Source organism: Collinsella sp. An2, assembly GCF_002160065.1.
Lineage (GTDB): Bacteria > Actinomycetota > Coriobacteriia > Coriobacteriales > Coriobacteriaceae > Limicola.
Genome location: NZ_NFJW01000003.1, coordinates 149,323 through 172,575 on the forward strand (window position 1 = coordinate 149,323; position 23,253 = coordinate 172,575).

Genomic DNA, 23,253 nt, shown 5'->3' on the forward strand with positions numbered 1-23,253 from the left:
TTGCACATACGTAACCGCTACCACCCAGTCAACCTTCCAGTTCCTTGTCTCTCGCGAGTACGTGAGCACTGCGCAGGGCCTTTGCCCTTGAGGTCCTTCGCGAGTTCCGCAGCGAGCCCCGCGAGCGAGGACTGTCCGAGCAGAGGACCTCAAGGGCAAAGGCCCGTCCGGGAGCACTACCACGATAGGAGCCCTCATGTTTAATAGCCTTTCCGATCGCTTGACCGATACCTTTGACCGCCTGCGCGGCAAGGGCAAGCTCACCGAGGCCGACATCACGGCGGCGATGCGCGAGATCCGCATGGCGCTGCTCGAGGCCGACGTCAACTACAAGGTCGTCAAGGATTTCGTCGCCCGCACGCGCGAGCGCTGCCTCACCGTTGAGGTCATGGACTCGCTGACGCCCGCCCAGAACGTCGTGAAGATCGTGCTCGACGAGCTCATCGAGCTCCTTGGCTCGACCGAGAGCAAGCTCGTGCTGTCCAACCGCATCCCCAACGTCATCATGCTCGTGGGCCTTCAGGGCTCCGGTAAGACGACGGCTGCGGCCAAGCTCGCCTTTATGCTCAAGAAGCAGGGCCGCTCTCCGCTGCTTGCGGCGTGCGACGTGTACCGTCCCGCTGCAGCCGACCAGCTTGCCACGCTCGGCGGCGAAATTGGCGTGCCGGTGTTCCGCGGCGACGGCCAGCATCCGGTCGATATCGCCAAAGGCGCGGTTCGCGAAGCCGTCGACCACATGCGCGATGTGGTCATCGTCGATACCGCCGGCCGCCTGCAGATCGACGAGCAGATGATGCAGGAGGCCGTCGACATCAAACGTGCCGTGAAGCCCGACCAGGTGCTCATGGTCGTCGATGCCATGACCGGCCAGGACATCGTGAACGTCGTCTCCACCTTCGCCGAGCGCACGGATTTCGACGGCGTGATCATCTCGAAGCTCGACGGCGACGCCCGCGGCGGCGGCGCGCTTTCGGTCCGCCAGGTCACCGGTAAGCCCATCAAGTTTGTCTCGATGGGCGAAAAGCCCGACTCGCTCGAGGTTTTCAACCCCGAGCGCATGGCGAAGCGTATCCTGGGCATGGGCGACGTCGTCGGCATCATCGAGAAGGCCCAGGAGATGGCCGACGCCGAGCAGGTTGAGGCTGCCGAGCGCATGCTTCGCGAGGGCTTTACCATGAACGACATGGTCGACCAGATGCGCGCCCTGAAGAAGATGGGTGGCATGAAATCGATCATCGGCATGCTGCCGGGCGGCCAGAAGCTGCTCAACCAGATGGGCGGCAACGTCGACGAATCCGTCATGGACAAGATCGAGGCCATGATCATGTCCATGACCGCTGAGGAGCGCCTGAAGCCCTCGATCATCAACGGACAGCGCCGTGCTCGTATCGCCCGCGGTTCGGGCACTACGCCCACCGACGTGAACAACCTCATGCGCCAGTGGGGCGAGATGAACAAGATGATGGGCAAGATGCGCTCTATGTCGCAGCAGATGGGCGGCAAGAAAGGTAAGAAGGGCAAGAAAGGCAAGCGCATGCGCATGCCGGGAATGCCCGGGATGAGCGGCATGCCTGGCATGGGCGGCGCGAATCCCTTCGCAGGCTTCGGCGGCTCGGGTGGCGGCTCCGACATGGACATGCTCCGCGCGATGGAGCAGCAGATGAAGGGCAAGAAGTTCTAACGCGCCTGCCGCGCCTCTATTTGACCTGAATCTCGATACGGGTGAGAAACTCGTCGGGATTGGCCGTATCGCGGTTGTCGATCTCGTAGAACTCGTAAGGCTCTTCTGCGAGGTCGAGCCCGTGCTCGGATGCGTACGCGAGCATGCGCCGGTATACTTCGGCGTTTTGCTCGTAGGGGCCTCGGTAGCGCAGGGTAAGGTAGTCGCCTGCGGGCAGAAGTTCGTCGTAGGGCGCCGTTTCGTTCTCTGAAACGGCTCCCTCGTCGTTGTGCTCCAATACGAAGAACACTGAGTCGTAGACGTTGGCGCGCCCCGCCCGAAGTTCCTGTTGGGAAAGCCGCCCACCTATCTCGAGCATGTTGAGGTGGGGGAGAACGTGCTCATACTGGCGGTGGAGCCGCTGGATCAAGAGGTCCATCTCTTCGTCACGCTCGATATGGGCCGACAGCTCGACGCAGGCGCGGGACGCTCGCCGCTCGATAGTGGGAGCGTCGACCGTTCGGGCCGATGCCTCTGCAAGCGCCTGGGCGCGTGCGCGGACCGCGGCGCGATCTGCGGTAAGCTGAGCGATGCGCTCGTCGAGCAAGCGCTCCTCTTTCTCCAGAAGCGCTAGGGTGGAGGCAAGACTTTGCTGGTCAAGGTAATCCTTGATGGCTTTCATGGGCATGTCCAGCCGGCGCAGGTCCTTGATGAGTGACAGCTTGAACATATCGTCGAGCTCGTAGTGACGATAGCCATTAGACGCCCGACGCGGCGTGATGATGCCAAGCCGTTCGTAATAGCGCAGCGAGTCGATACCGATGCCAAAGAGGCGGGACACCTCGCTGATGGTATAGCTGCCTTTGATGTGGCCGCTCTCCACGGAGCCTCCATAGTTCGCTTGACTCTGGTACCGTACCAGAGTTTACCCTAGGCTCCGTTCGTACCCTAAAGATAACGGAGACGTGTATCGTGTGCTCTCAGCTTATGGCAAAAGCGCGCGCAAGCGTGCGGGAAACGCTTGCGGCAACAAGCCCTCTGGAGCTTGTGCGGCGCCTCGCCACCATCGCGCTTGGATGCGCCATCCTCACGTTTGGCATGCACAACATCCATCAGGTGGTCGGCATCACCGAGGGCGGTGTGCTCGGCGGCATTCTGCTGCTCAACCATTGGTTTGGCATCGATGCCTCCGTGGCGTCGCCTCTGCTCGACATCGTGTGCTATACGGTTGGCTTGTTCGTGCTGGGCGCGGGCTTTCTGGGCTGGTCCGCTGTCTCGAGCGTGCTCCTTGCCCTGTTCTACGCGCTTTGGGAGCGCCTGCCGCATCTGTTGCCCAACCTCTCTGCACACCCCTTGGTGGCCGCGATTCTTGGCGGCATGTTCGTAGGTGTCGGCGCGGGTCTTGTGGTGCGGTGCAACGCCTCTGCAGGTGGCGATGACGCGCTGGCGCTTTCCATCCACAAGGTCTTTGGCCTCAAGCTCGCTCGGTGCTACCTCTTTACGGACCTTACGGTGCTTGTGCTCTCGCTCTCCTATATCCCGCTCACCAAGATCGCCTTCTCTATTGTCACGGTGTTCATCTCGTCGCCGATCATCGACTTCGTGCAGGGGTTTGGCCGCGGCGATGCCAGTGCTCCGTCGGGCTCCCTTGGAGGCACGAAGGCGCTTTCTTCGGAGGAGTAAGGTCTGGGGACGAGGCTTTGACGGCGTGGCGTTTCTCGACATCTTGGACAAAACGGTGAGGTCTTCGGCCGGCGTCGGGGCGCGCTGTGTTCACGCTACAATGGGTTGGCAACCTATACGAGGCAGGAGGCGCGCATGAGCAAGGCTGACCAGCAGTTTGTAACGATGTGCACGGATATTTTGGAGCACGGTACCACGACGCAGGGCGAAAAGGTGCGCCCCCATTGGGAGGACGGCACGCCTGCCTATACGATCAAGAACTTCGGCGTGACGGCTCGCTACGACCTTCGCGAAGAGTTCCCGGCGCTCACGCTTCGGCGCACGGCGCTCAAGAGCGCGATGGACGAGATTCTGTGGATCTATCAGCGCAAATCCAACAACATCCACGACCTAAACAGCCATATCTGGGACGAATGGGCCGACGACTCCGGTTCCATCGGCAAGGCCTACGGGTATCAGATCGCACAGAAATCGCAGTATCCCGAGGGCGAGTTCGACCAGATGGACCGCGTGCTCTACGACCTTACGCACACGCCGTACTCGCGTCGCATCATGACCAACATGTACACCTTCGCCGACCTGCACGAGATGCACCTGTATCCCTGCGCCTACAGCGTTACCTATAACGTCACGCACGCTGAAGGTGACGAGAAGCCTACGCTCAACATGTGCCTCATGCAGCGCAGCCAGGATATTCTTGCTGCAAACAACTGGAACGTTTGCCAATATGCGATTTTGCTCATGATGGTGGCGCAGTCTGTGGGCATGGTCGCCGGCGAGCTGCTGCACGTGATCGTGGACGCCCACATCTACGACCGTCACGTGGACATCGTCCGCGAGCTCATCACGCGTCCGCAGTATCCCGCACCCACGGTGCGGCTGAACCCCGAGGTCACGAACTTCTACGACTTCACGACCGACGACCTCATTGTCGAGAACTACCAGCACGGCCCGCAGGTGAAGAACATTCCGATCGCGGTGTAGGAAACGTCAAGGGGGGCGCCTCGCGCCGGCTTATCATCCTGTGCTCAAACAGTCCTCGGCTGCGCTTCGCTTGCCTGCGGAACTGCGCCAGGACGATAGGCCGGCGCGAGGCGCCCGTGCACGGTTATTTCAATGTGCGTGACCATAACACGGCTCCCAAAGAAGGAGGATCAAGTGAGCAGAAAGCTTTCTGCGATCGTGGCGGTGTGCGACGACTGGGGCATTGGACGGGATGGCGACATGGTCGTTGCCAATCGCGCCGACATGCGGCACTTTGTGCGGTGCACCACGGGCCATACCGTCATCATGGGCCGTAAGACCTTGGAGAGCTTTCCGGGTGGACGTCCGCTCAAGGATCGTCGCAACATCGTGCTCACGCGAGACGAGACCTTTGTTCGTGAGGGCGCAGAGGTCGTGCATTCCGTCGACGAGGCGCTCTCGGCGCTCGCGGACGAGGAAGAGGCGTGGATCATCGGCGGCGGCGAGGTCTATCGGCTGATGCTTCCGTACTGCTCGAAGGCTGTGGTCACGAAGAACCACTGCGTTCGCCCGGCCGATACGTACTTTCCCAACCTCGATGACGACCCATCGTGGCAACAGGTGGAGTCCTCACCCGTCGAGCAGATCGGGGCAGGGGAAGGCGACAAGGGCATATCGTATTCGTTTGTGACCTACGAGCGGGTGGATGAGCCTGAGGGCGCGCGGCAATAAGCATGCTGTCGACGTCCGCGCGGCATAGCACGGGGCACGCCGCGCTTGCGTTGTCGCTTGCGGCAGCCCCCCTGTCGTGCGGCGTACGAAGCGCTGCGGTATCATAAACAATCACGTATCACGACAATGCCGGCGCGCTTGCGCCTTGGAAAGGTCCGCCATGAAGACCGTCATCCTTTACGTATCGAAGCACCATGGCAACACGAAGCGACTGGTAGACGCCATTGCCAACGCGCACGATGACGTCGATACGATCGATGTCACAAAACTCGGCAAGGACGAGTACCCCGACCTGTCCGAGTATCGGCTGATCGGCCTTGCATCGGGCATCTATTATTCCGAGTTCGACCGCTCGCTCACGCGTGTGGCGGCAAATGTGCTCACGCAGGGCGACATGGTCTTCGCGCTTATGACGTATGGCAGCAAGAACAACTGGTATGGCAAGGACCTCGACAGTATCTGCCGCATGAAGCAGGCCGTGTTGCTTCGCATCTACGGGTGCCCGGGCTTTGATACCTGGGGCCCGTTCAAGCTCATGGGCGGCGTGGCGAAGAACCATCCGACCGATGAGGAGGTGCAGGGTGCCCTTGAGTTCTACGACAAGCTTGTCGAGGACTATGGCGAGCCGATCGAGGCCGAGTTCAAGAAGCGCGCACGTCGGCGCGCCCAAGAGGCGAAAATTCAGCGCGGCGGCCTGCTCATGCTCATCAAACGCACGGTGAACAAGGTATTCGACACCTTTTCTCGGTAGGCGCTCATGAAACCTCAGATCATTCGAATCGACACGCTCGACGACGACCGCCTGGACGCCTATACGCGTCTGACTGAGCGCGAGCTGCGATGTGTGCTGGAGCCCGAGAAGGGCATCTTCATCGCCGAGAGCGCCAAGGTCATTGAGCGCGCGATCGACGCGGGCATGGAACCCGTGAGCATGCTCATGGGCGAGCGGTGGCTCGAAACGTTTGTCCCGCTGTTGGACCGTATCGACACGCCTGAGGCCATCCCTGTGTTCGTTGCACCTATGGACCTCATGGAGACGCTGACCGGCTTTGCCGTCACGCGCGGTGCGCTCTGTGCATGCCGCCGGCCGCGCCTCGAGGACGCACGGACGTTTCTCGACGGCGTGGTTGCCCATGCCGAGGGCCGCCCCGTGCGCGTCTGCGTGCTCGAGGGTATCGTCGACCACACCAATGTGGGGGCGATCTTTAGGTCTGCTGCGGCGCTCAACGTGGACGGCATGTTGGTGAGCCCCACCTGCTGCGATCCGCTGTATCGCCGCGCCGTTCGCGTATCCATGGGAACGGTCTTTCAGGTGCCGTGGACGCGCATCGGCAGCGAGGCGCGTGTGTGGCCGCATGATGGGCTTGAGGTGCTCCATGACGCCGGTTTCACCTGCGCCGCGATGGCGCTGACCGACGATTCCGTCTCGCTCGACGATCCCTCGCTGCATACGATCGACCGGTTGGCCATCTTTATGGGGACCGAAGGGGCGGGCCTGGGCGCCAAGACGATCAAGGGCTGCGACATGGCCATTCGCATCCCCATGGCTCATGGCGTCGACTCTCTCAACGTCGCGGCGGCATCCGCGGTCGCCTTCTGGCAGCTCTGTCCGCACGTGTCCAACGCCTATCATTACCAGCCCGGAATGTACTCGTAAGGGCGCTTCGCTGGGCGAGATGCGGCGCGAAACGGATCCATGCTGGGTCGTTGCGCGCGTTGACCGTTGCCGCCCCCGCTCCCGTTCCCGCTCCCGTTGTCGGGCCGTATGCTCGCAGATAGGTTCTGCAGGGATTATCACGCAGGGGTTTGGGTATCCTTCTACCATTGCGGCTGCCCGTCGGGTAGCCGATGGACGAAACGGAGTTGGAACCCATGGAGATGGATGATCACAAACGTAGACGGAATATGGTCCTCTACGTGCTCATCGCCTGCGTGATCTACCTCGTGCTCAACACGCTGCTGTTTCCCAACATGGCTCAGCGGCAGCAACAGATCAGCGAGGTTTCTTTCACACAGCTTCTCGACGACCTCAAGGCGAATGACGTCAAGGATGTCGAGTACAACAACTCGTCGCTTGAGATTCGCTACACCAAAGACGGCGACGAGAACACGATTTACACCACGACGGCCGTCTCGGGCGCCCAGGACATCCTGGTCGACCGTATCGACGAGTCGGACGCGAACCTGGTGGCGAGCGTCGACCAGGACAACAGCCTGTGGACCTACATGCTGCTCATGTACGGTCTCCCGCTCATCATCTTCTTCGCGCTGGGCGTGTGGCTCAACCGTCGCATGAAGAAGGCTGCCGGCGACGACGGTCCCTCGATGAACTTCGGCGGAGGCTTCGGCGGCATGGGCGGCGGCCTTGGAAAGAGCGGTGCCCGCATCGTTGCATCCAAGGACGTCGGCGTTACCTTCAAGGACGTCGCTGGCCAGGAAGAGGCCAAGGAGTCGCTCAAGGAGGTCGTTGACTTTCTGGAGAACCCGAAGCGCTATGAGGACATCGGTGCGCGCCTGCCACGCGGCGCCCTGCTTGTGGGCCCTCCGGGTACCGGCAAGACCCTGCTCGCTAAGGCTGTTGCAGGCGAGGCCGGCGTGCCGTTCTTCTCTATCTCGGGCTCCGAGTTCGTGGAGATGTTCGTGGGTCGCGGTGCCGCGAAGGTACGTGACCTGTTCAAGCAGGCTAACGAGAAGGCGCCCTGCATCGTCTTCATCGACGAGATCGACGCCGTTGGCAAGCGCCGCGACGGCAGCCTGTCGAGCAACGACGAGCGCGAGCAGACGCTCAACCAGCTGCTGACCGAGATGGACGGTTTCGACAACCATAAGGGCATCGTGGTGCTCGCCGCGACCAACCGCCCGGATTCGCTTGACCCCGCGCTGCTGCGCCCCGGCCGCTTTGACCGCCGCATTCCCGTCGAGCTGCCCGACCTTGCCGGCCGCAAGGCAATCCTCGAGCTGCACGCGAAGGACGTCAAGGTGGAGCCGCCGATCGACCTGACGGCAATCGCACGCGCTACGCCGGGCGCCTCGGGTGCAGACCTCTCGAACATCATCAACGAGGGCGCGCTCCGTGCCGTCCGCATGGGCCGCAGGCGTGCGACGCAGGAGGACTTCGAGGAGTCCGTGGAAGTCGTCATCGCTGGTCAGAAGCGCAAGTCCACGGTGCTGTCGGACCACGAGAAGCAGGTCGTGTCGTACCACGAGATCGGCCACGCCATCGTCGCTGCCAACATGAAGGACGGCGCTCCGGTCACGAAGATCACCATCGTCCCGCGTACGTCGGGTGCCCTGGGCTATACGATGCAGGTCGAGGAGGACGAGAAGTTCCTTACCACCAAGCAGGAGGTTCTCGACAAGCTCGCGGTCTACTGTGGCGGACGTGCTGCCGAGGAGCTTATCTTTGGCGAGATGACCACCGGTGCCGCAAACGACATCGAGCAGGCGACCAAGCTCGCGCGCAACATGATCACGCGCTTCGGCATGTCCGAGGAGTTCGGCATGATGGCGCTCGGCACGGTTCAGAACGCCTACCTGAACCAGGATGCCTCGCTTACCTGCGCGCCCGGTACCGCCGAGCGTGTCGACGAGGCCGTGAAGAAGGTCATCGAGGACGCTCATGCGCGCGCCATCCAGGTGCTGAAGGAGAACAAGTTCAAGCTCCACGAGCTTGCGCGCTACCTCTACAAGAAGGAGACCATCACGGGCGAGGAGTTCATGACGCTGCTCAAGCGCGAGAACCCGCTCATGCCGCCCAAGCCGCAGGCGTAAGGCATCATTGCGTTCCAAACCAGATTGATGACGAGCGAGGCTCGTACGGAGTTCCGTGCGGGCCTCGCTTCATGTTTGTTGGCGCCCGTGGTAACAAACGGGGACCCTCGTTCGTGTATAGGGTAGGGAGGTGATTGATGTGTTTACACGAAACGAGGAGCTCCGAAGCGAGGATTTCATGGAGGCCGCGGTCGCGGCACACCATGGCGCGGTGTTTCGCCTCGCGCTCAACCAGACGGGAAACCGCGCCGATGCACAGGACGTAACCCAGGAGGTCTTCATCAAGCTGATGAAATCGTTCACGGCGTTTCGCGATGCCGACCATCTGCGTGCATGGCTGCTCAGGGTGACCATCAACCAATGCCGCGACCTCGCGCGCCAGGCGTGGAAACGGCGCGTCGACGTCTCGGCAGAGCCTGTTGTGCGGCCTGACGCTGCTCAAGACGAAGTGCTCGACGCGGTGGTGGAGCATCCGGTCTGGAGTGCGCTGCGCACGCTGAAGGAGACAGACCGCGCGGTCCTTCATCTGAGATACGTTGAAGAGCTCACGATTCCAGAGATCGCAGACGCGCTCTCTTGCAAGCAGGTAACCGTTCGGACCCGTTTGCGCCGGGCGCGCCTCAAGCTTCGTCGAGCAATGGAGGACGCCGGAGGCGTTCGCGGAGGCGCGTCGGTGGGTGTTACGGACGGGATAGGAGGTTTGCAATGAGCAACAGCTACGCATCATACGTACGGCGCATGCGAAACGTCGAGCCTACGAAGGACGAACGGAGGGCCCTGATGATGGCGCTCTCAAACGAGCGGCGCGCCGTTGAGGCCGGGCGGAGCGGTCGCGCAGGGCAGCCGTCCCGCGCGGGTCTTGTGAGGGCTGCGGTGACCCGGAGGGCCGTGGCTGCGGTGGCGGCTGTGGCTGTCGTCGCGCTCGTGGCGGGCGTGGTCGGAACCATGGTGGGAGCCCCAGGCGCCTCTGGTCCCGCCGGGGCTGTGGGACCTGTGCTTGCCGCCTACGCAGACGGCACCCAGCTGGGGGACGGTGCAATGTTGCTACCTGCGAATTTCGGGTCGAGTGTGAGCTGGAGTCAGGGTGACGACGGGTCCTATCACTTCGATTTCAACGTCGACCTTTCGCTTGCAGAGAGGCGGTATCGCGATATCACCTATACCGTCGATGGCGGCGATGCCACGTTGAAGTTCTTGCAGAGCCGCGAAGGGGTGTCGGCAGGGGACACGCTCGCCGATTACGAAGGCGTCACCACCTTCACCCTGAGCGATGCCACGATTGCGGGGACTTACGTTCTTTCCGTCGACGTTCCTCAAGATGAGATCGACGCGATAACCGACGACCCCCTTGCTGACTCTGCGGAGGTCTGCGCCCTCGCAGCACGCAAGCTCGCGGGTACGCGCATCCGCATCACGGCAACAGATTCCTCGGGGGCTAAGACCTCCCTCTGCTTCGAGCTGAACCCGGTGGACGATTTTGCCGAGCGCTACGCTAGGATTGAAAAGCATTTCCAGGAAGATGGCGAGACGGACGGCGCATCGCTCTTCACGATGAGGATCGTCGAATAGCCCGATTGAGCTCGTACGCAAAGGCTGCATAAGTTAGGCTGGCGGCCGTGGGAGGACATGGCCCCGCGGCCGCCTTTCGTGCTGATGGGGCGCGGCGCGACGTGCGCCGCATGTGGCAGGTGGGGGCGTTGGGGGTATCATGATGCCAGTGCTCAGCATGTATAAGGTCTGAGAGGACATCATGGATAAACAAGAAGACAACGACCTTCGCTTCGCCATTTTGATCGATGCGGACAACATCTCGGATAAGTACGTCAAGATCATTCTCGACGAGGTTGCGAATTCGGGCATCGCAACCTATAAGCGCATTTACGGCGACTGGACGAGCCAACGGCTCGCCTCTTGGAAAAACGTTCTGCTGGAAAACTCGATCATCCCTATGCAGCAGTACAGCTACACCTATGGGAAGAGCTCCACAGACTCCGCGATGATCATCGACGCGATGGACATCCTGTACTCCGGCAACGTCGACGGTTTTGCCATCGTGAGCTCCGATTCCGACTTCACCCGGCTCGCGGCGCGCCTGCGCGAGAGCGGCATGCAGGTGATCGGCATGGGGGAGCAGAAGACGCCCGAGCCGTTTATCTCGGCGTGCAACCAGTTCAAATACCTTGACCTGCTCTATGCGGCCAAGAAAGCCGAAGAGGCGGACGACGACGAGTCGGACGAAGAGGCCGAGCAGCGGCCCAAGCGTCGCAAGAAGCAGGCGAAGAAGGCGCAGAAGAACGGAAAGGGCAAGTCTGGCGATGCCGCCGACGCCGCGCAGGCTCAGCAAGATGCCCCTGAGCCCGAGAGCGCGCCCGCCGATGTCGAGGCCGCCCCTGCCCAGCGTCCCAAGCGCCGCCCGGGCGATGCCGGCGGAGAGATTCGCCTCGTTGCGTCTGAGGAGCTATTTGACGACGCCGACTCCTCGGAGGTTGAATTCGGCGAGATGAGCAAGGCCGACCGCCGTCGCCATATGAAGAAGATCCGCTCTACGATCAATGCGATTCTGGATAAGTTCTCCGATGACGAGGGCTGGGTGTCGCTTGGACGCATGGGCGATGAGCTTTCCAAGCGTCTGCCTGATTTCGACGTGCGCAACTATGGATTCAAGAAGCTGCGCCCGTTCCTGAAGTCGCTGGGTGTCTATGAATTTGACGAGCCCGATGGCACCTCGGGGCAGCGTCAGATCTACCTGCGCCTGCGTGAGCAGGACTAAGCGGCTCTCGTCGAAGCGGCTGGAGGTGACTATGAGGATTGCCGTGAGCGCCTGTCTGCTAGGTGAGCATTGCAAATATAGCGGCGGGAGCAACCTGTGCGAGCGACTGGTCCAGGTTCTTCGTGCCGGTGGCCATGAGGTCGTTCCGGTGTGTCCCGAAGTCGCTGGAGGCCTTCCTGTGCCTCGTCCATGCGCGGAGATTCGAGACGGAGCCGTGATCGATGAGCACGGGTCTAACGTCGACGAGGCGTTTCGCCAAGGTGCCGCGGTCGAATGGGAGAAGCTTGAGGCGCAGGGCGGCGTCGATATGGCGGTGACGCAACCCCGAAGTCCCTCATGTGGACGGGACGAGGTCTACGACGGCACCTTCACGGGCCGGCTCATCGCCGGATCGGGTGTATTCGTCCAGCTGCTGGAATCCCATGGCGTGCCGGTGCTCAGCCCCACCGAAGCCATCGAACGTTTGGAGGTTTAGCTATGACTGGTAAGGATATCGACCCTGTCGAGGCGTTTGATTTGCATATCGCCCACATTGGCATCAACGCAAGCGACGAGGAGGACGCGAAGCGTATCGCAGGCCTGTTCGAGACGTTGTTTGGACTCGAACAGCACGCCACTCCCATCTCCATCTTCTCGGATTCCCTCATCGAGACCATGAAGGGATGCGGGCGCGGCGAGATGGGGCACATCGGGCTGCACGTCAACGACATCGCAGCTGCCGAGAGCTACTTCACCGAGCGGGGTCTCACCATCAACGAGGATTCTCGTGCATTCAATCCAGACGGCACGGTGAAGCTCGTCTACTTCAACGAAGAGATCGCCGGGTTTGCCATTCACCTGTGCAGCTAGATCGCAGGAAGAGTTCAGCTCCTGCAATTGACTATCTTTTCGGTCACGATATCCAGCCAGCTACCGACGTTCTTTCAAACGACTTAGTTTCAGACTGAGTTGGTCCAGCAGCGACGCTGATTGTCTTTCGGGCAACGTAGTTCAACAACTACGTTTGACTAAGAAAAGCCTCGAAAATCGGCCTATTGTTAGTCAAATGCCGTTGTTGGACTAAAACTGCGGCGCGGGAGCATCGCCGCGACATTGTTGCTTTTCGGTCTCCTTATGAGCATTCTTTCGTCACGGGCTGCAGCGTGCTATCATACGCTGCTACAGGCTGTGATGGGGACGAGTAGTCGGCCTCCACGTACCAAGAGAGCGAACGGCAGCTGTGAAGTTCGCGTACGTGCCCGACGAATATCACCCCGGAGCCGCGGCCCGAACAGATGCGAATGGCGACGCGAGCCAACCCCGTTTCACCATGAGCCATCTCAGTAGACGTCGCCGGGACGACCGCCGTCATGTGGTCGGCCGAGTACGGGTGCAGGCTGTCGCCAGACGGTGCGGGCACCTAAGCTGGGTGGTTAGAGCGGAGAGCTTTCCGTCCGCATGCATCGGTGCGCCTGTACGGCGCCGAGCATGCGGCATTGTGAGCGCTTCGTCCCAGCTTTTCGGGACGGGCGCTTTTTTCATGAGGCGCCTCAGAGCAACGGGGCGCGACGCCTAAGCGTCCCGACCACGAAGGAGGGGCAGATGGCGAAAGAGAAGAACAAGTACAACAGCACCATGAACTTGCCGAAAACCGGCTTCCCCATGCGTGCCGGGCTCGCGAAGTCCGAGCCCAAGCGTCTGGAGGCGTGGAACGAGAACCACGTCTACGAGCAGGTGCTCAAGAAGAACGAGGGGCACGAGAAGTTCGTGCTGCACGATGGCCCTCCGTATGCGAACGGCCCCATCCATATCGGTCACGCGATGAACAAGATCGCGAAGGATATGATCAACCGGTATCAGATGATGCAGGGCAAAGAGGTCGTCTACGTGCCCGGCTGGGACTGCCATGGTCAGCCCATCGAGCATAAGGTCGAGGAGAAGCTCGGTACGGCGAAGTTCAACGCGACGCCGACCTCCGAGATTCGTGAGATGTGCCACGAGTTCGCCGTCGAGAACATCGAGCTTCAGAAGGCCGGCTTCCGTCGCCTGGGCGTGCTCGGCGACTGGGACAACCCCTACCTCACGCTCTATCACGTTCATGACGCCGCCGACATCGAGGTCTTCAAGGCCATGTTCGACAAGGGCATGATCTATCGCGGCCGCAAGCCGGTGCACTGGTGCAAGCACTGCCACACCGCCCTTGCCGAGGCCGAGATCGAGTATGCCGACGAGGTGAGCCCGTCGGTCTTCGTGCGCTTCGAGCTCATCGACGTGCCCGAGGCGCTGGCTGCTTCCGGCATGCCGGTCGACGTGGTGATCTGGACCACGACCCCCTGGACGCTTCCCGCGAACTCCGGCGTGGCGCTCAGCGCCGATGCCGACTACGTTGCCGTCGAGGCCCAGGGTCGTCTGGGCATCATGGCCAAGGCCCTGTGGGAGAAGGTCTTCCACGAGATCGCTCACCTCGAGGACGCAAGCCTCTTCACGCCCGCCGGCGCTTCTGAGCCGTGGTGCGTGCATGGCGAGGACCTCGTGGGCATCACCTACAAGCAGCCCATCTTCGAGGGCGTGACCGGCAAGATTGTCACGGCCGACTACGTCACCCTTGAGGACGGCACCGGCTGCGTCCACACCGCGCCTGGTCACGGCGTCGACGACTACTACACCGGCATGCGCTGCGACCTGCCGATCATCATGCCCGTGGACGACGACGGCAAGTTCTACGTCGGTGACGAGTACGGCACCGGCGGCCCGTTCTCGGGTCTCGATACCGACGAGGCGAACCCCAAGATCATCGCCTGGCTCGACGAGCGTGGCACGCTTCTGGCCGAGAAGAAGATCAAGCACAGCTACCCGCACTGCTGGCGTTGCAAGAACCCCACCATCTTCCGTGCGACCGACCAGTGGTTCGTCTCCATGGACGAGACGGGCCTTCGCGAGCAGGCGCTCGAACAGGTGCGCAACAACGTGCGCTGGTATCCCGAGCGCGCCGCCAACCGCATTGGCGCCATGGTCGAGGGCCGTCCGGACTGGTGCATTTCGCGTCAGCGCAACTGGGGCGTGCCGATCCCCAGCTACACCTGCGCCGACTGCGGCGAGAAGGTCATGAACGACGACACGCTCGACGCCGTCATCAAGCTCTTCCACGAGAAGGGCTCCGACGCGTGGTTCACGGATGCACCCGAGGATTACCTGGGCGACGCGTGCGTGTGCCCCAAGTGCGGCGGCCATCACCTCAAGGCCGACCGCGACATCCTCGACGTGTGGTGGGACTCCGGCGTGTCCTGGAAGGCCGTCTGCGAGGGCCGCGAAGAGCTCAAGTACCCGGCTGACGTGTACCTTGAGGGATCCGACCAGCACCGCGGCTGGTTCCAGAGCTCGCTGCTCACGAGTGTGGGCGCCAACGGCATCGCGCCGTACAAGGCGGTCGTCTCCCAGGGCTTCACGCTTGACGGCCAAGGGCGGAAGATGTCCAAGTCGCTCGGCAACGTGATCGACCCCAACAAGGTCTGCGACGAGATGGGCGCCGATATCATCCGCCTGTGGGTGTCCTCGGTCGACACATCCACCGACGTCGCCATCGACCACGAGATCCTGGCGCGCACCTCGGACGCCTATCGTCGTTTCCGCAACATCTTCCGCTTCCTGCTGGGCGAGCTCGAGGGCCAGTTCGACCCCGAGACTGAGGCGGTGCCCTTCGATGAGCTGCTGCCGCTCGACAAGCTTATGCTGGCGCGCCTCACGCAGGTGCAGGCCGAGGTCGACGAGGCCTATGCAGCCTACGAGTTCAACCGCGTGTACCGCGTGCTGTACGACTTCGTGGTCACCGAGCTCTCGAACGTCTATCTTGACGCGCTCAAGGACCGTCTGTACTGCGAGAAGCCGGGCTCGCTGCCGCGCCGCAGCGCCCAGACGGTCACCGCGGAGCTGCTGTCCATGCTGCTGCGCGACCTTCAGCCCATCCTGGCCTACACGTGCGACGAGGTCATGACCTATGCCCCCGCGGGTTGCCGTGACCATCAGACCTACGCGGCGCTTCTCGACTGGTACCACTCGCCGATCTCGCTCGAGGTCGCCAACGAGTATCGTCCGGTGCTTGAGGCGGCGCTTGAGCTGCGCGGCGTCGTGACGAAGGCGCTTGAGGAGGCGCGCGCGGACGGCACCTTCACGAAGAGCCAGCAAACGCGCGTCGTCGCGACGGTTCCCGCCGAGGCCTATGCGCTGCTTACCGGCGACAAGGCCTGCGACCTTGCGGAGTTCTACATCGTCTCCGAGGTCGAGCTCCACGAGGGCGAGGACTACGACGTTGTGGTCGAGGCGGCGCACGGCGAGTGCTGCGATCGCTGCTGGAACTACCGCGAGGACACCGGCGTCCACGGCGAGCATGAGCACATCTGCGCTCGCTGCGCCGAAGCGCTGGCCGAGTAACTAAAGGCAATTGGGAAGATGAAAGGAAGCGGCGTGGATACCAACTCCAAGGAGTTCAAGCCGACGCGCGGCTGGCGCATGCTGGTCGCGGCCGTGTTGGCGGTGACGTTTCTCGGCATCGATCAGGTGACGAAGGCCATCGTGCGGGCCACCTTGGCGCGCGCGGCCGCAGGCATCACGGTCATTCCGGGCATCTTGGGGTTTGAGTACGTCGAGAACACCGGGGTGGCTTTTGGTCTCGCAAGCGGATACGGCTATTCGTTTGTGCTGCTTGCCGCCGTGGTCGTGGTCGTTGCCATCGTCTATCTGCTTCGCGCTCCTCTCATCTCCCGTCTCGAGGTCGTGGGTCTCGGCATGCTCGCGGGCGGCGCCATCGGCAACGCTTATGACCGCTTGGTCCACGGCTTCGTGACGGATTTCATCGCGACCCAGTTCGTCAATTTCCCAGTGTTCAATGTCGCTGACATCGGCATTACGGTAGGTGTCGTCATCGCCTTTGTGGGCTTCCTCTTCTCGCCTGCAAACGCCGAGGCGAAGCGTCGCGCCGAAGAGGACCGTGCGCGCCGTCTGGGCCGCTCGGCGGATAAGGCCGACGACCGCGAAAGCGGCCACAAGGGGCGCTAGGCATGGCGGGCGACCTTCATATTCTGGTGACGGAAGATCAGGCAGGTGTCAGGCTGGATTCGTTTCTCGGCTCGCTTGACGCCTGCCCGTCCCGCTCTGCCTGCGCCCATCTGATCGAGGGCGGCGCGGTTGCGGTAAACGGGGAGACCTGCCTCTCGAAGAAGCAGACGGTTGCCGCGGGGGACCGTATTTCGGTCGAGCTTCCGGAGGAGGATCCCGGCATCGTCGTTCCTCAGAACATCCCACTCGACATTCGCTACGAGGATGACTACCTTATCGTGCTCTCCAAGCAACGCGGTCTGGTGTGCCACCCGGCGCATGGTCACGCCTCGGGCACGCTCGCCAACGCGCTTGTCTACCATTGCGGCATCGATCACTTGGGCACCCTGCAGGGCGAGGACCGTCCGGGCATCGTTCACCGGCTCGACCGCGATACCTCGGGGCTTATGCTTGCCGCCAAGGACGATGACACGCAGCGCGCGCTCCAGGACCTCATTCGTCTGCGCACCCTCGACAGGCGCTACATCACGCTTGTCCATGGCTATGTTGCCCACGACCAGGGAACCATCAACACCGGCATCGCGCGCTCGACGCGCGACCGTGTGAAGATGGCGGTTTCTGACGACCCCTTCGCGCGCCAGGCCATCACGACCTTCCGCGTGCTCGAGCGCTTCGAGGCCTCGCGCGGCGATGACGGCTACACGCTGCTCGAATGCCACCTCTACACCGGTCGCACGCATCAGATCCGCGTCCATATGCGCCATATCAACCACCCCTGCGTGGGAGACCCGCTCTACGGGCGCGGCAACGAGCGCGCGGACCGCGGCCTCACGCGCCAATTCCTCCATTCCTGGCGGGTCTGTTTTGATCATCCGGTGACGGGGGAGACCATCGAATGCCGCGACGAGCTGCCCTGGGACCTGGCGGCGGTGCTCGAGGAGCTGGCTCCACTCTCGCTCGGTCGCACCGAGGCGGGGGAGGAGATCGTGCCCCAGTTGGGCCTTTGGGAGGGCTAGCGGCCACGTTGACGCGTCTGGTGGCGCCCTGTGTCCGCGTTGGCACGTCCAATCGCGCTAGATGCCGCGCCCTGTGTCCGCGTTGGTGCGCCCGATGCAGCGCGCACGCCCCTCGCGACGGGATGAAGAGCTCACGTAAAGTGCTTGGGAATGCCGCGCGCCCGACCGCGAAGGGATTACACTGTCGAGTGTTGTTTTAGACGAGCGCTGGAGGGGCCGTGCGACTCTTCTTTATTCCCGAACAGATCACGCCCATCGTGGTTTTCAACTGCATCGTGATGCTGCTCTTTACCGTGTGCTTCCTGTATCAGGTCATCTTTTTCTTTGTGGGCCTCATTCGGGGCGAGTACAAGCTGCCGCGTGCCCGCAAGCTGCACAAGTACGCCTTCTTCATCGCCGCGCATAACGAGGAGGCGGTTATCGCCAACCTGGTGACCTCCATTCGCCAGCAGGACTACCCGTCAGACCTCATCGACGTGTTTGTGGTTGCCGACGCCTGCACCGACAACACGGCACAGGCGGCGCGCGACGCCGGCGCTATCGTCTACGAGCGCAACGACCTCGCCCGTAAGGGCAAAAGCTGGGTCATGGACTACGGCTTCGACCGCATTCTCAACGAGTACCCCGGTCAGTATGAGGGCTTTTTCATCTTCGATGCCGACAACCTCATCTCGCCGAACTACGTGCGCGTCATGAACGACGCGTTCGACCTGGGTTATATGGCCGTGACGAGCTACCGTAATTCGAAGAACTTCGGCAGCTCCTGGATCTCGTCCGCCTACGCTACCTGGTTTTTGCGCGAGGCGCGCTTCCTCAACAACGCGCGCATGCACTGCGGCACCTCGTGCGCCGTATCCGGTTCGGGCTATCTTGTCTCCACCAAGATTATCGAAGGCATGCACGGCTGGCAGTTCCACACGCTTACCGAGGACATTCAGTTCTCGACGTTTTGCGCCATCCACGGCGTGCGTATCGGGTATGCTCCTGCGGAGTTCTACGATGAGCAGCCGGTGACGTTCGTGGCGTCGTGGCGTCAGCGCATGCGCTGGACGAAAGGCTTCTACCAGGTCTTCTTTACCTACGGAAAACACCTGCTCAAATCCATGACGGTGTTCCGGCGCTTTGCGGCCTACGACCTGCTCATGACGATCGCGCCCGGCATGCTGCTGTCGCTCATCTCGGTTTTGGCGAACGGCACGTTTTTGATCGTGGGCGCTTTGAGCCACGGCTTTTTGGCTACCTCATACGAGCTGGAAACCTGCGTAGGCTCCCTATTTATGACGTTTGCATCCATGTATGTCACGTTCTTTGTGATGGGCATTACGACAACCATCACCGAGCGCAAGCACATTCATTGCCCACAGCGCTGGCGCATCTTCACGAACCTCTTCACGTTCCCGCTCTTTATGTTCACCTATATTCCGATTACGGTGGCTGCGCTGTTCCTGAAGGTCGACTGGGTGCCGACGCCGCACAGCGTCTCGGTGACGCTCGATCAGGTTATGGACGGAGCTAAGTAGCGGCTTCGGTTTGCGTGCGCGGCACAGCTTGATTGTTGGCTGCGCTCGGCTGTTCTACGCGCAGCGTTTGGCTCCCCGTAGCGCTGCGACAATCCCGGCAGCCCTCGGTAGCGCAAAAAACAAGAGGTCGCTCAGTGCTGCGCCTAGAAAACGCTGATTACGGCCCCTTGCATCCCCTCGTGCACGCTCGCTTCGGAAAAGGGCGTCCGAAACGCGATCGGCCGAGTAGGTCAGGATACCCGACGGACAAAGCCCCTGGTAGATGGCTCAGGGCTCAAGGGCCTACTCGGCGATTCCGGAAAAGGACGCCCTTTTCCGAAACGAGCATGCATTGAGGGCCGCTGCGAAGGCTCATGTTCAGCGTTTTCCTAGGCATGCACGCCTGTGTTGCCGCCCCAGTTCCAGTTGTTGTCGTAATCGTAGTCATAGCCATAGTCGTAGTCATACGTGTGTCCACCGTAGGGCATGTTGTAGACGTCGTCGTAGTCGTAGCCGCTCGACGTGAGGGTGCCCATGTAGCCGATGGCGCCAAAGACCAGCAGCGTGATCGCGATGGCGAGGAGGGCGACCAGCCCCAAAACGGTTCCCGTCAGCACGTAGCAGAATTTGGATTCGTTTGTCTGGCATGCGGTCGATGCGCTCGCGCTCTCCACGGGCCGCGCGGCAAGATGACCGGATTGGCTCGTGTCGGTGTAATTGTTCATGCATACCCCTCGCATCGGGAATTCGTTGGCGTACATTATACAGAGTAGGTACATTCAGTCGATGACAACGAATGGTGCGGCCGCATCTGGCAACAACGTGGGTGGCCGCAGATTTCAAGGAGCGTTTTCATGGCAACAGAACATACGGCATCTTCTACGCAGTCTTCGCAGATCCCTTCGTTCGTGGCACTGCCCGTCGAGCCCTGCGCGAACACGGCGTTTCCGCTCGATTCCCTCAAGCTCGAGAACGACTATCTCGCAATCGCTGAGGACCTGGACGGCGACGCGTCTTCCCATGAGACGGGCGATGCGTATTTGGCAGGAACGAATGCGCTCTATCACGGCGGCCCGGTTCAATGGAGTTTCGTGCCCAAGGTGTTTTCGCGCCGCGATGTTGGATACCTGGCCTGGATCGCCGAGACCATGGGCGGCATCATGCAAAAGCTCACGCGTCGCTTTATCGAAGACGCCGAACTGCGTCGCCGGTTTGGCTTCGACGCGCGCGTGGAGGGGCTCGCCTGCTGCCCGATTCCCTACGAGGTTGATATTCCGATTGCTCGTGTGGACATCTTTTTGGATGAGCGCACCGGTGATTTCAAGTTCTGCGAGCTCAATACCGATGGCTCTTCGGGCATGCTGGTAACGGAGGAGGTCACGCGTACAAACCTGCTGACGCAGACCGGGCGCACCTTCGCGCAGAACCATGAGGTCCATGCGTTTGACCTGTACAGCGGCTGTGCCGACGCCGTGCTTGGCTGCATCGCAGATGCATGTGGCGACAAGGAAGCGCCGGTGGTCGTGGCTGTCGACTATGCAGAGAGCATCGTCGCCGAGGAGATCCAGGAGTTTCAGCGGGTCTTTGCCGGGCTGGGAGCAACGCTCCGGTTTGCGGACATTCGAGATCTTCACTACGAGGACGGCGTGCTCTACGACACGGTGGGCCCCGTCGACGGCGTGTGGCGTCGTGTCGTGATCTCGGAGATGCTCGAGAAGCCCTGTCCGGGCGCCGATGCCTTCATGGCGTGCGTCCGCGAGGGCAAGGTCCCTGTGGTGGGCGGATTCCGCACATGGCCGTGTGCGACCAAGACGGTCTTTGCCGTCCTGCATGACGAGATCTCCCGAGAGTTCCTTACCCCCGACGAGCTTGAGTTCGTGCGTCGCCATGTGCCGGCAACCTACATGCTCGACGCGTCGAGCGACCTTGCGGCCTTTTCCGAGCGCGAGCGGTGGATCGCCAAGCCGCGCGACGGATACAACAGCGTGGGCGTTCGCGCCGGACAGGATTGCACGGCGCAGGAGTGGGATGACGTGCTGCACGAGATGGCAGCGACGGGCGGCACGGTGCAGGAGTATGTGACGCCGTTTGCCACGCCCAATGTAGAGGGCGGCGTCGCCGGTATCGAACGCGTGCCCGAGCCCTACATGAACATGGAGGGTCTGTTCCTGTTCCGGAACCGCTTCGGCGGCGTGTTCACGCGCTGCGGCCAGGCGGCGGTGATCGGCGAGTTTGCAGGGCGTCTGAATATGGGTTGCCTCGTGGCGGAGTAGGCGATAGACCATGGCGCAGGTGCTTCCCGCATGGGTCCTTGCGGGCATCATCATGGCGCTGCCGCTGGGGATTGCCGCCGTCATCGATGCCCGTGAGCGTCGGCTTCCCAATTCTCTTGCGGCGGCGCTTACCCTCATAGGCGCCGCAATGGCCCTATGGTGCTACGGCATCGAGGGGTTTGTTGGTCGGCTGTTCGTTGCGGTCGCATCCTGTGCTGTGCTTGTGGGCCTCGAGCTTGTCTGGAGGTACGTCCGGCATGCAAGCGGCCTTGGCATGGGCGATATCAAGGCGCTCTTCCCGCTGCTTTTAGTCCAGCCGGCGGCTGCCCTTGCGGCCTTTGCGTTCGCGTTGCTGTTGCTTGCCGCGGCGGGTGTCGTGCTTCGCCAGCGGGCGCTGCCGCTGTTGCCGTTTCTCGCGGTCGCATGGCTTGCGGTCCTGGTGGGGGCAGCGATGGGTCTATAGTCAGGGGCACCCAGGGATGGCCACGTGTTCTGCGCGGCGTGTTCGCCCTGCGCGTCGCCGCACGATATGCGATGATGTCACCAGGCCGACAGGAAGGAGTCACCGTGTCGAATCAAGATGCCTTGTCTCGCGAGGAGCTGCGCGCCCGCATGGACCGCATCCCCGATGTTCTTTCCGACGAGCTTATCGAGCGCATGACCGAAGACCGTGCGCGCGGCTGGGTGAATCCCTATCGATGTGACGACGCGGATGCTCTGCGCCGCGAAGACCGTCCAGCGGACCGCGCGAGCATCTGGCGTCCGGCGTTCGTTCGCGACGTCGAGAAGATCCTTCACACCCCGGCCTACAACCGATATGCCGGAAAGACCCAGGTCTTTAGCTTCCGCAGCAACGACGACCTTTCCCGGCGCGGCCTCCATGTGCAGCTCGTAGCTCGCATCGCGCGCGACATCGGTTATGCTCTGGGGCTCAACTGTGACCTCATCGAGGCTATCGGGCTGGGGCACGACCTGGGCCACACGCCGTTTGGACACGCCGGCGAGCGCTGTTTGAACGACGTCTTTCATGAGCACACGGGGCGTTGGTTCTTCCACAACGTGCATTCGGTCCGCGTGCTCGACGTGCTCTATGGCCGCAATCTTACGCTTCAGACGCTCGACGGGGCGCTCACCCATAACGGCGAGTACGAACAGCGCGTCTTTGAGCTCTCGGGTCTCAAGGACTTTGATGAATTCGACCGCACGGTCGAGGCGTGCTATCGCGATGGCGAGATGGCCGTGGGGCATCTGCGGCCTATGACGCTTGAAGGTTGCGTGGTGCGCATCTCGGACATCATCGCCTACGTGGGCCGCGATCGGCAGGATGCGATTGCCGCGGGCCTGCTTGACGAGGACGCCTTTGAAGACGGACTGGGCGGGGCGTATAACTCGTGGATCCTCTCGCATGCCTCGGCGGACATCATCGAGCATAGCTACGGGCGCGACCGTATCGAGATGAGCGAGGAGCTCTTCAGCGAGATTCGCCGCGCCAAGGCCGAGAACTATAAGAAGATCTATCGGGCAAGTGGCATAGAAGGGGAGAGCGCCGAGGTGCTCTCACGTGCCTTCTACCTCATGTACGAGCGCTGCCTGGCAGATCTGCGCGCTCGCGATGAGTCGAGCTACATCTTCAAGCACCATATCGCGCGCATCGAGCGCCATCTGGAGCACTATGGCCGCACGTATGATTGGGCGTCCGACCCCGACCAGACGGTCGTCGACTACATCGCAAGCATGAGCGATGGCTACTTTGCCGAGCTCGCAACGAAGCTCTTCCCCCAGATCCGGTTCCCCCGGCGCACCTATATCAACGAGCGCTAGGCTCCCTGTGGCGCCTGCGAACGAACGTCATATG

The 23,253-nt window shown here is 61.9% G+C and carries 21 protein-coding genes; 19 read left to right on the forward strand and 2 right to left on the reverse strand.

Annotated features, from left to right (window positions below; genetic code table 11):
* The first annotated feature begins 196 nt into the window (after nucleotides 1-196).
* Entirely contained in the window at nucleotides 197-1,681 is a 1,485-nt protein-coding gene (gene ffh / locus B5F33_RS03510; RefSeq protein WP_087410411.1) for a signal recognition particle protein, read from the forward strand.
* A 16-nt stretch (nucleotides 1,682-1,697) separates the two neighbouring features.
* On the opposite strand, the gene B5F33_RS03515 is transcribed toward ffh, so the two are convergent.
* On the reverse strand, nucleotides 1,698-2,543 hold the full coding sequence (locus B5F33_RS03515; RefSeq protein WP_087410412.1) for a MerR family transcriptional regulator: 846 nt from the start codon (nucleotides 2,541-2,543) through the stop codon (nucleotides 1,698-1,700).
* Between the two features lie 89 nt (nucleotides 2,544-2,632).
* Between B5F33_RS03515 and B5F33_RS03520 the strand changes: the two genes are divergently transcribed.
* The 15 genes from B5F33_RS03520 (at nucleotide 2,633) to B5F33_RS03590 (ending at nucleotide 19,146) form a co-directional block, all read left to right on the forward strand.
* Nucleotides 2,633-3,343 carry a YitT family protein gene (locus B5F33_RS03520; RefSeq protein WP_239284730.1) on the forward strand — a complete coding sequence of 237 codons (711 nt, stop codon included), beginning with the start codon at nucleotides 2,633-2,635 and terminating at the stop codon, nucleotides 3,341-3,343.
* 135 nt (nucleotides 3,344-3,478) lie between these two features.
* Nucleotides 3,479-4,327: a thymidylate synthase gene (gene thyA / locus B5F33_RS03525; protein ID WP_087410413.1), complete on the forward strand. Its 849-nt coding sequence runs from the start codon at nucleotides 3,479-3,481 to the stop codon at nucleotides 4,325-4,327.
* 174 nt (nucleotides 4,328-4,501) lie between these two features.
* The gene (locus tag B5F33_RS03530) at nucleotides 4,502-5,038 is read left to right on the forward strand and encodes a dihydrofolate reductase (protein WP_204214381.1); all 537 of its coding nucleotides are present in this window, start codon (nucleotides 4,502-4,504) and stop codon (nucleotides 5,036-5,038) included.
* Between the two features lie 160 nt (nucleotides 5,039-5,198).
* Nucleotides 5,199-5,789, forward strand: a complete 591-nt coding sequence (locus tag B5F33_RS03535) for a flavodoxin domain-containing protein (protein ID WP_087410415.1) — start codon at nucleotides 5,199-5,201, stop codon at nucleotides 5,787-5,789.
* Nucleotides 5,790-5,795: 6 nt separating this feature from the next.
* The gene (locus B5F33_RS03540; RefSeq protein WP_087410416.1) at nucleotides 5,796-6,695 is read left to right on the forward strand and encodes an RNA methyltransferase; all 900 of its coding nucleotides are present in this window, start codon (nucleotides 5,796-5,798) and stop codon (nucleotides 6,693-6,695) included.
* Between the two features lie 215 nt (nucleotides 6,696-6,910).
* Nucleotides 6,911-8,809 (forward strand): ATP-dependent zinc metalloprotease FtsH, encoded by a 1,899-nt coding sequence (gene ftsH / locus B5F33_RS03545; RefSeq protein WP_204214383.1) that lies wholly within the window; start codon nucleotides 6,911-6,913, stop codon nucleotides 8,807-8,809.
* A 139-nt stretch (nucleotides 8,810-8,948) separates the two neighbouring features.
* Nucleotides 8,949-9,518, forward strand: coding sequence for a sigma-70 family RNA polymerase sigma factor (locus B5F33_RS03550; RefSeq protein ID WP_204214385.1), 570 nt, complete (start codon nucleotides 8,949-8,951; stop codon nucleotides 9,516-9,518).
* On the forward strand, nucleotides 9,515-10,378 hold the full coding sequence (locus B5F33_RS03555; RefSeq protein ID WP_087410418.1) for a hypothetical protein: 864 nt from the start codon (nucleotides 9,515-9,517) through the stop codon (nucleotides 10,376-10,378). Before B5F33_RS03550 ends, B5F33_RS03555 begins: the two co-directional genes overlap by 4 nt.
* Before the next feature lie 181 nt (nucleotides 10,379-10,559).
* Entirely contained in the window at nucleotides 10,560-11,579 is a 1,020-nt protein-coding gene (locus B5F33_RS03560; protein ID WP_087410419.1) for an NYN domain-containing protein, read from the forward strand.
* Nucleotides 11,580-11,610: 31 nt separating this feature from the next.
* Nucleotides 11,611-12,054 carry a DUF523 domain-containing protein gene (locus tag B5F33_RS03565; protein ID WP_087410420.1) on the forward strand — a complete coding sequence of 148 codons (444 nt, stop codon included), beginning with the start codon at nucleotides 11,611-11,613 and terminating at the stop codon, nucleotides 12,052-12,054.
* Nucleotides 12,055-12,056: 2 nt separating this feature from the next.
* Nucleotides 12,057-12,428, forward strand: coding sequence for a 2-dehydro-3-deoxyphosphogluconate aldolase (locus tag B5F33_RS03570; RefSeq protein ID WP_087410421.1), 372 nt, complete (start codon nucleotides 12,057-12,059; stop codon nucleotides 12,426-12,428).
* A 732-nt stretch (nucleotides 12,429-13,160) separates the two neighbouring features.
* Nucleotides 13,161-15,986: an isoleucine--tRNA ligase gene (gene ileS, locus B5F33_RS03575; RefSeq protein WP_087410422.1), complete on the forward strand. Its 2,826-nt coding sequence runs from the start codon at nucleotides 13,161-13,163 to the stop codon at nucleotides 15,984-15,986.
* A gap of 33 nt (nucleotides 15,987-16,019) precedes the next feature.
* Complete coding sequence (gene lspA / locus B5F33_RS03580) at nucleotides 16,020-16,610, forward strand: signal peptidase II (protein ID WP_239284732.1); 591 nt, start codon at nucleotides 16,020-16,022, stop codon at nucleotides 16,608-16,610.
* A gap of 2 nt (nucleotides 16,611-16,612) precedes the next feature.
* The gene (locus B5F33_RS03585; protein WP_087410423.1) at nucleotides 16,613-17,626 is read left to right on the forward strand and encodes an RluA family pseudouridine synthase; all 1,014 of its coding nucleotides are present in this window, start codon (nucleotides 16,613-16,615) and stop codon (nucleotides 17,624-17,626) included.
* A 278-nt stretch (nucleotides 17,627-17,904) separates the two neighbouring features.
* A complete protein-coding gene (locus B5F33_RS03590) occupies nucleotides 17,905-19,146 on the forward strand; it encodes a glycosyltransferase family 2 protein (protein ID WP_204214393.1) in 1,242 nt (413 codons plus the stop codon).
* 368 nt (nucleotides 19,147-19,514) lie between these two features.
* On the opposite strand, the gene B5F33_RS10910 is transcribed toward B5F33_RS03590, so the two are convergent.
* Nucleotides 19,515-19,850, reverse strand: a complete 336-nt coding sequence (locus B5F33_RS10910; RefSeq protein ID WP_087410424.1) for a hypothetical protein — start codon at nucleotides 19,848-19,850, stop codon at nucleotides 19,515-19,517.
* Nucleotides 19,851-19,979: 129 nt separating this feature from the next.
* On the opposite strand from B5F33_RS10910, the gene B5F33_RS03600 reads away from it, so the two are divergent.
* The 3 genes from B5F33_RS03600 to B5F33_RS03610 all read left to right on the forward strand — a co-directional run bounded on the left by B5F33_RS03600 (nucleotide 19,980) and on the right by B5F33_RS03610 (nucleotide 23,219).
* The gene (locus B5F33_RS03600; protein ID WP_239284734.1) at nucleotides 19,980-21,398 is read left to right on the forward strand and encodes a hypothetical protein; all 1,419 of its coding nucleotides are present in this window, start codon (nucleotides 19,980-19,982) and stop codon (nucleotides 21,396-21,398) included.
* A 10-nt stretch (nucleotides 21,399-21,408) separates the two neighbouring features.
* The gene (locus B5F33_RS03605) at nucleotides 21,409-21,861 is read left to right on the forward strand and encodes a prepilin peptidase (protein WP_087410425.1); all 453 of its coding nucleotides are present in this window, start codon (nucleotides 21,409-21,411) and stop codon (nucleotides 21,859-21,861) included.
* Nucleotides 21,862-22,010: 149 nt separating this feature from the next.
* The gene (locus B5F33_RS03610; RefSeq protein ID WP_239284746.1) at nucleotides 22,011-23,219 is read left to right on the forward strand and encodes an HD domain-containing protein; all 1,209 of its coding nucleotides are present in this window, start codon (nucleotides 22,011-22,013) and stop codon (nucleotides 23,217-23,219) included.
* Nucleotides 23,220-23,253: the final 34 nt, after the last annotated feature.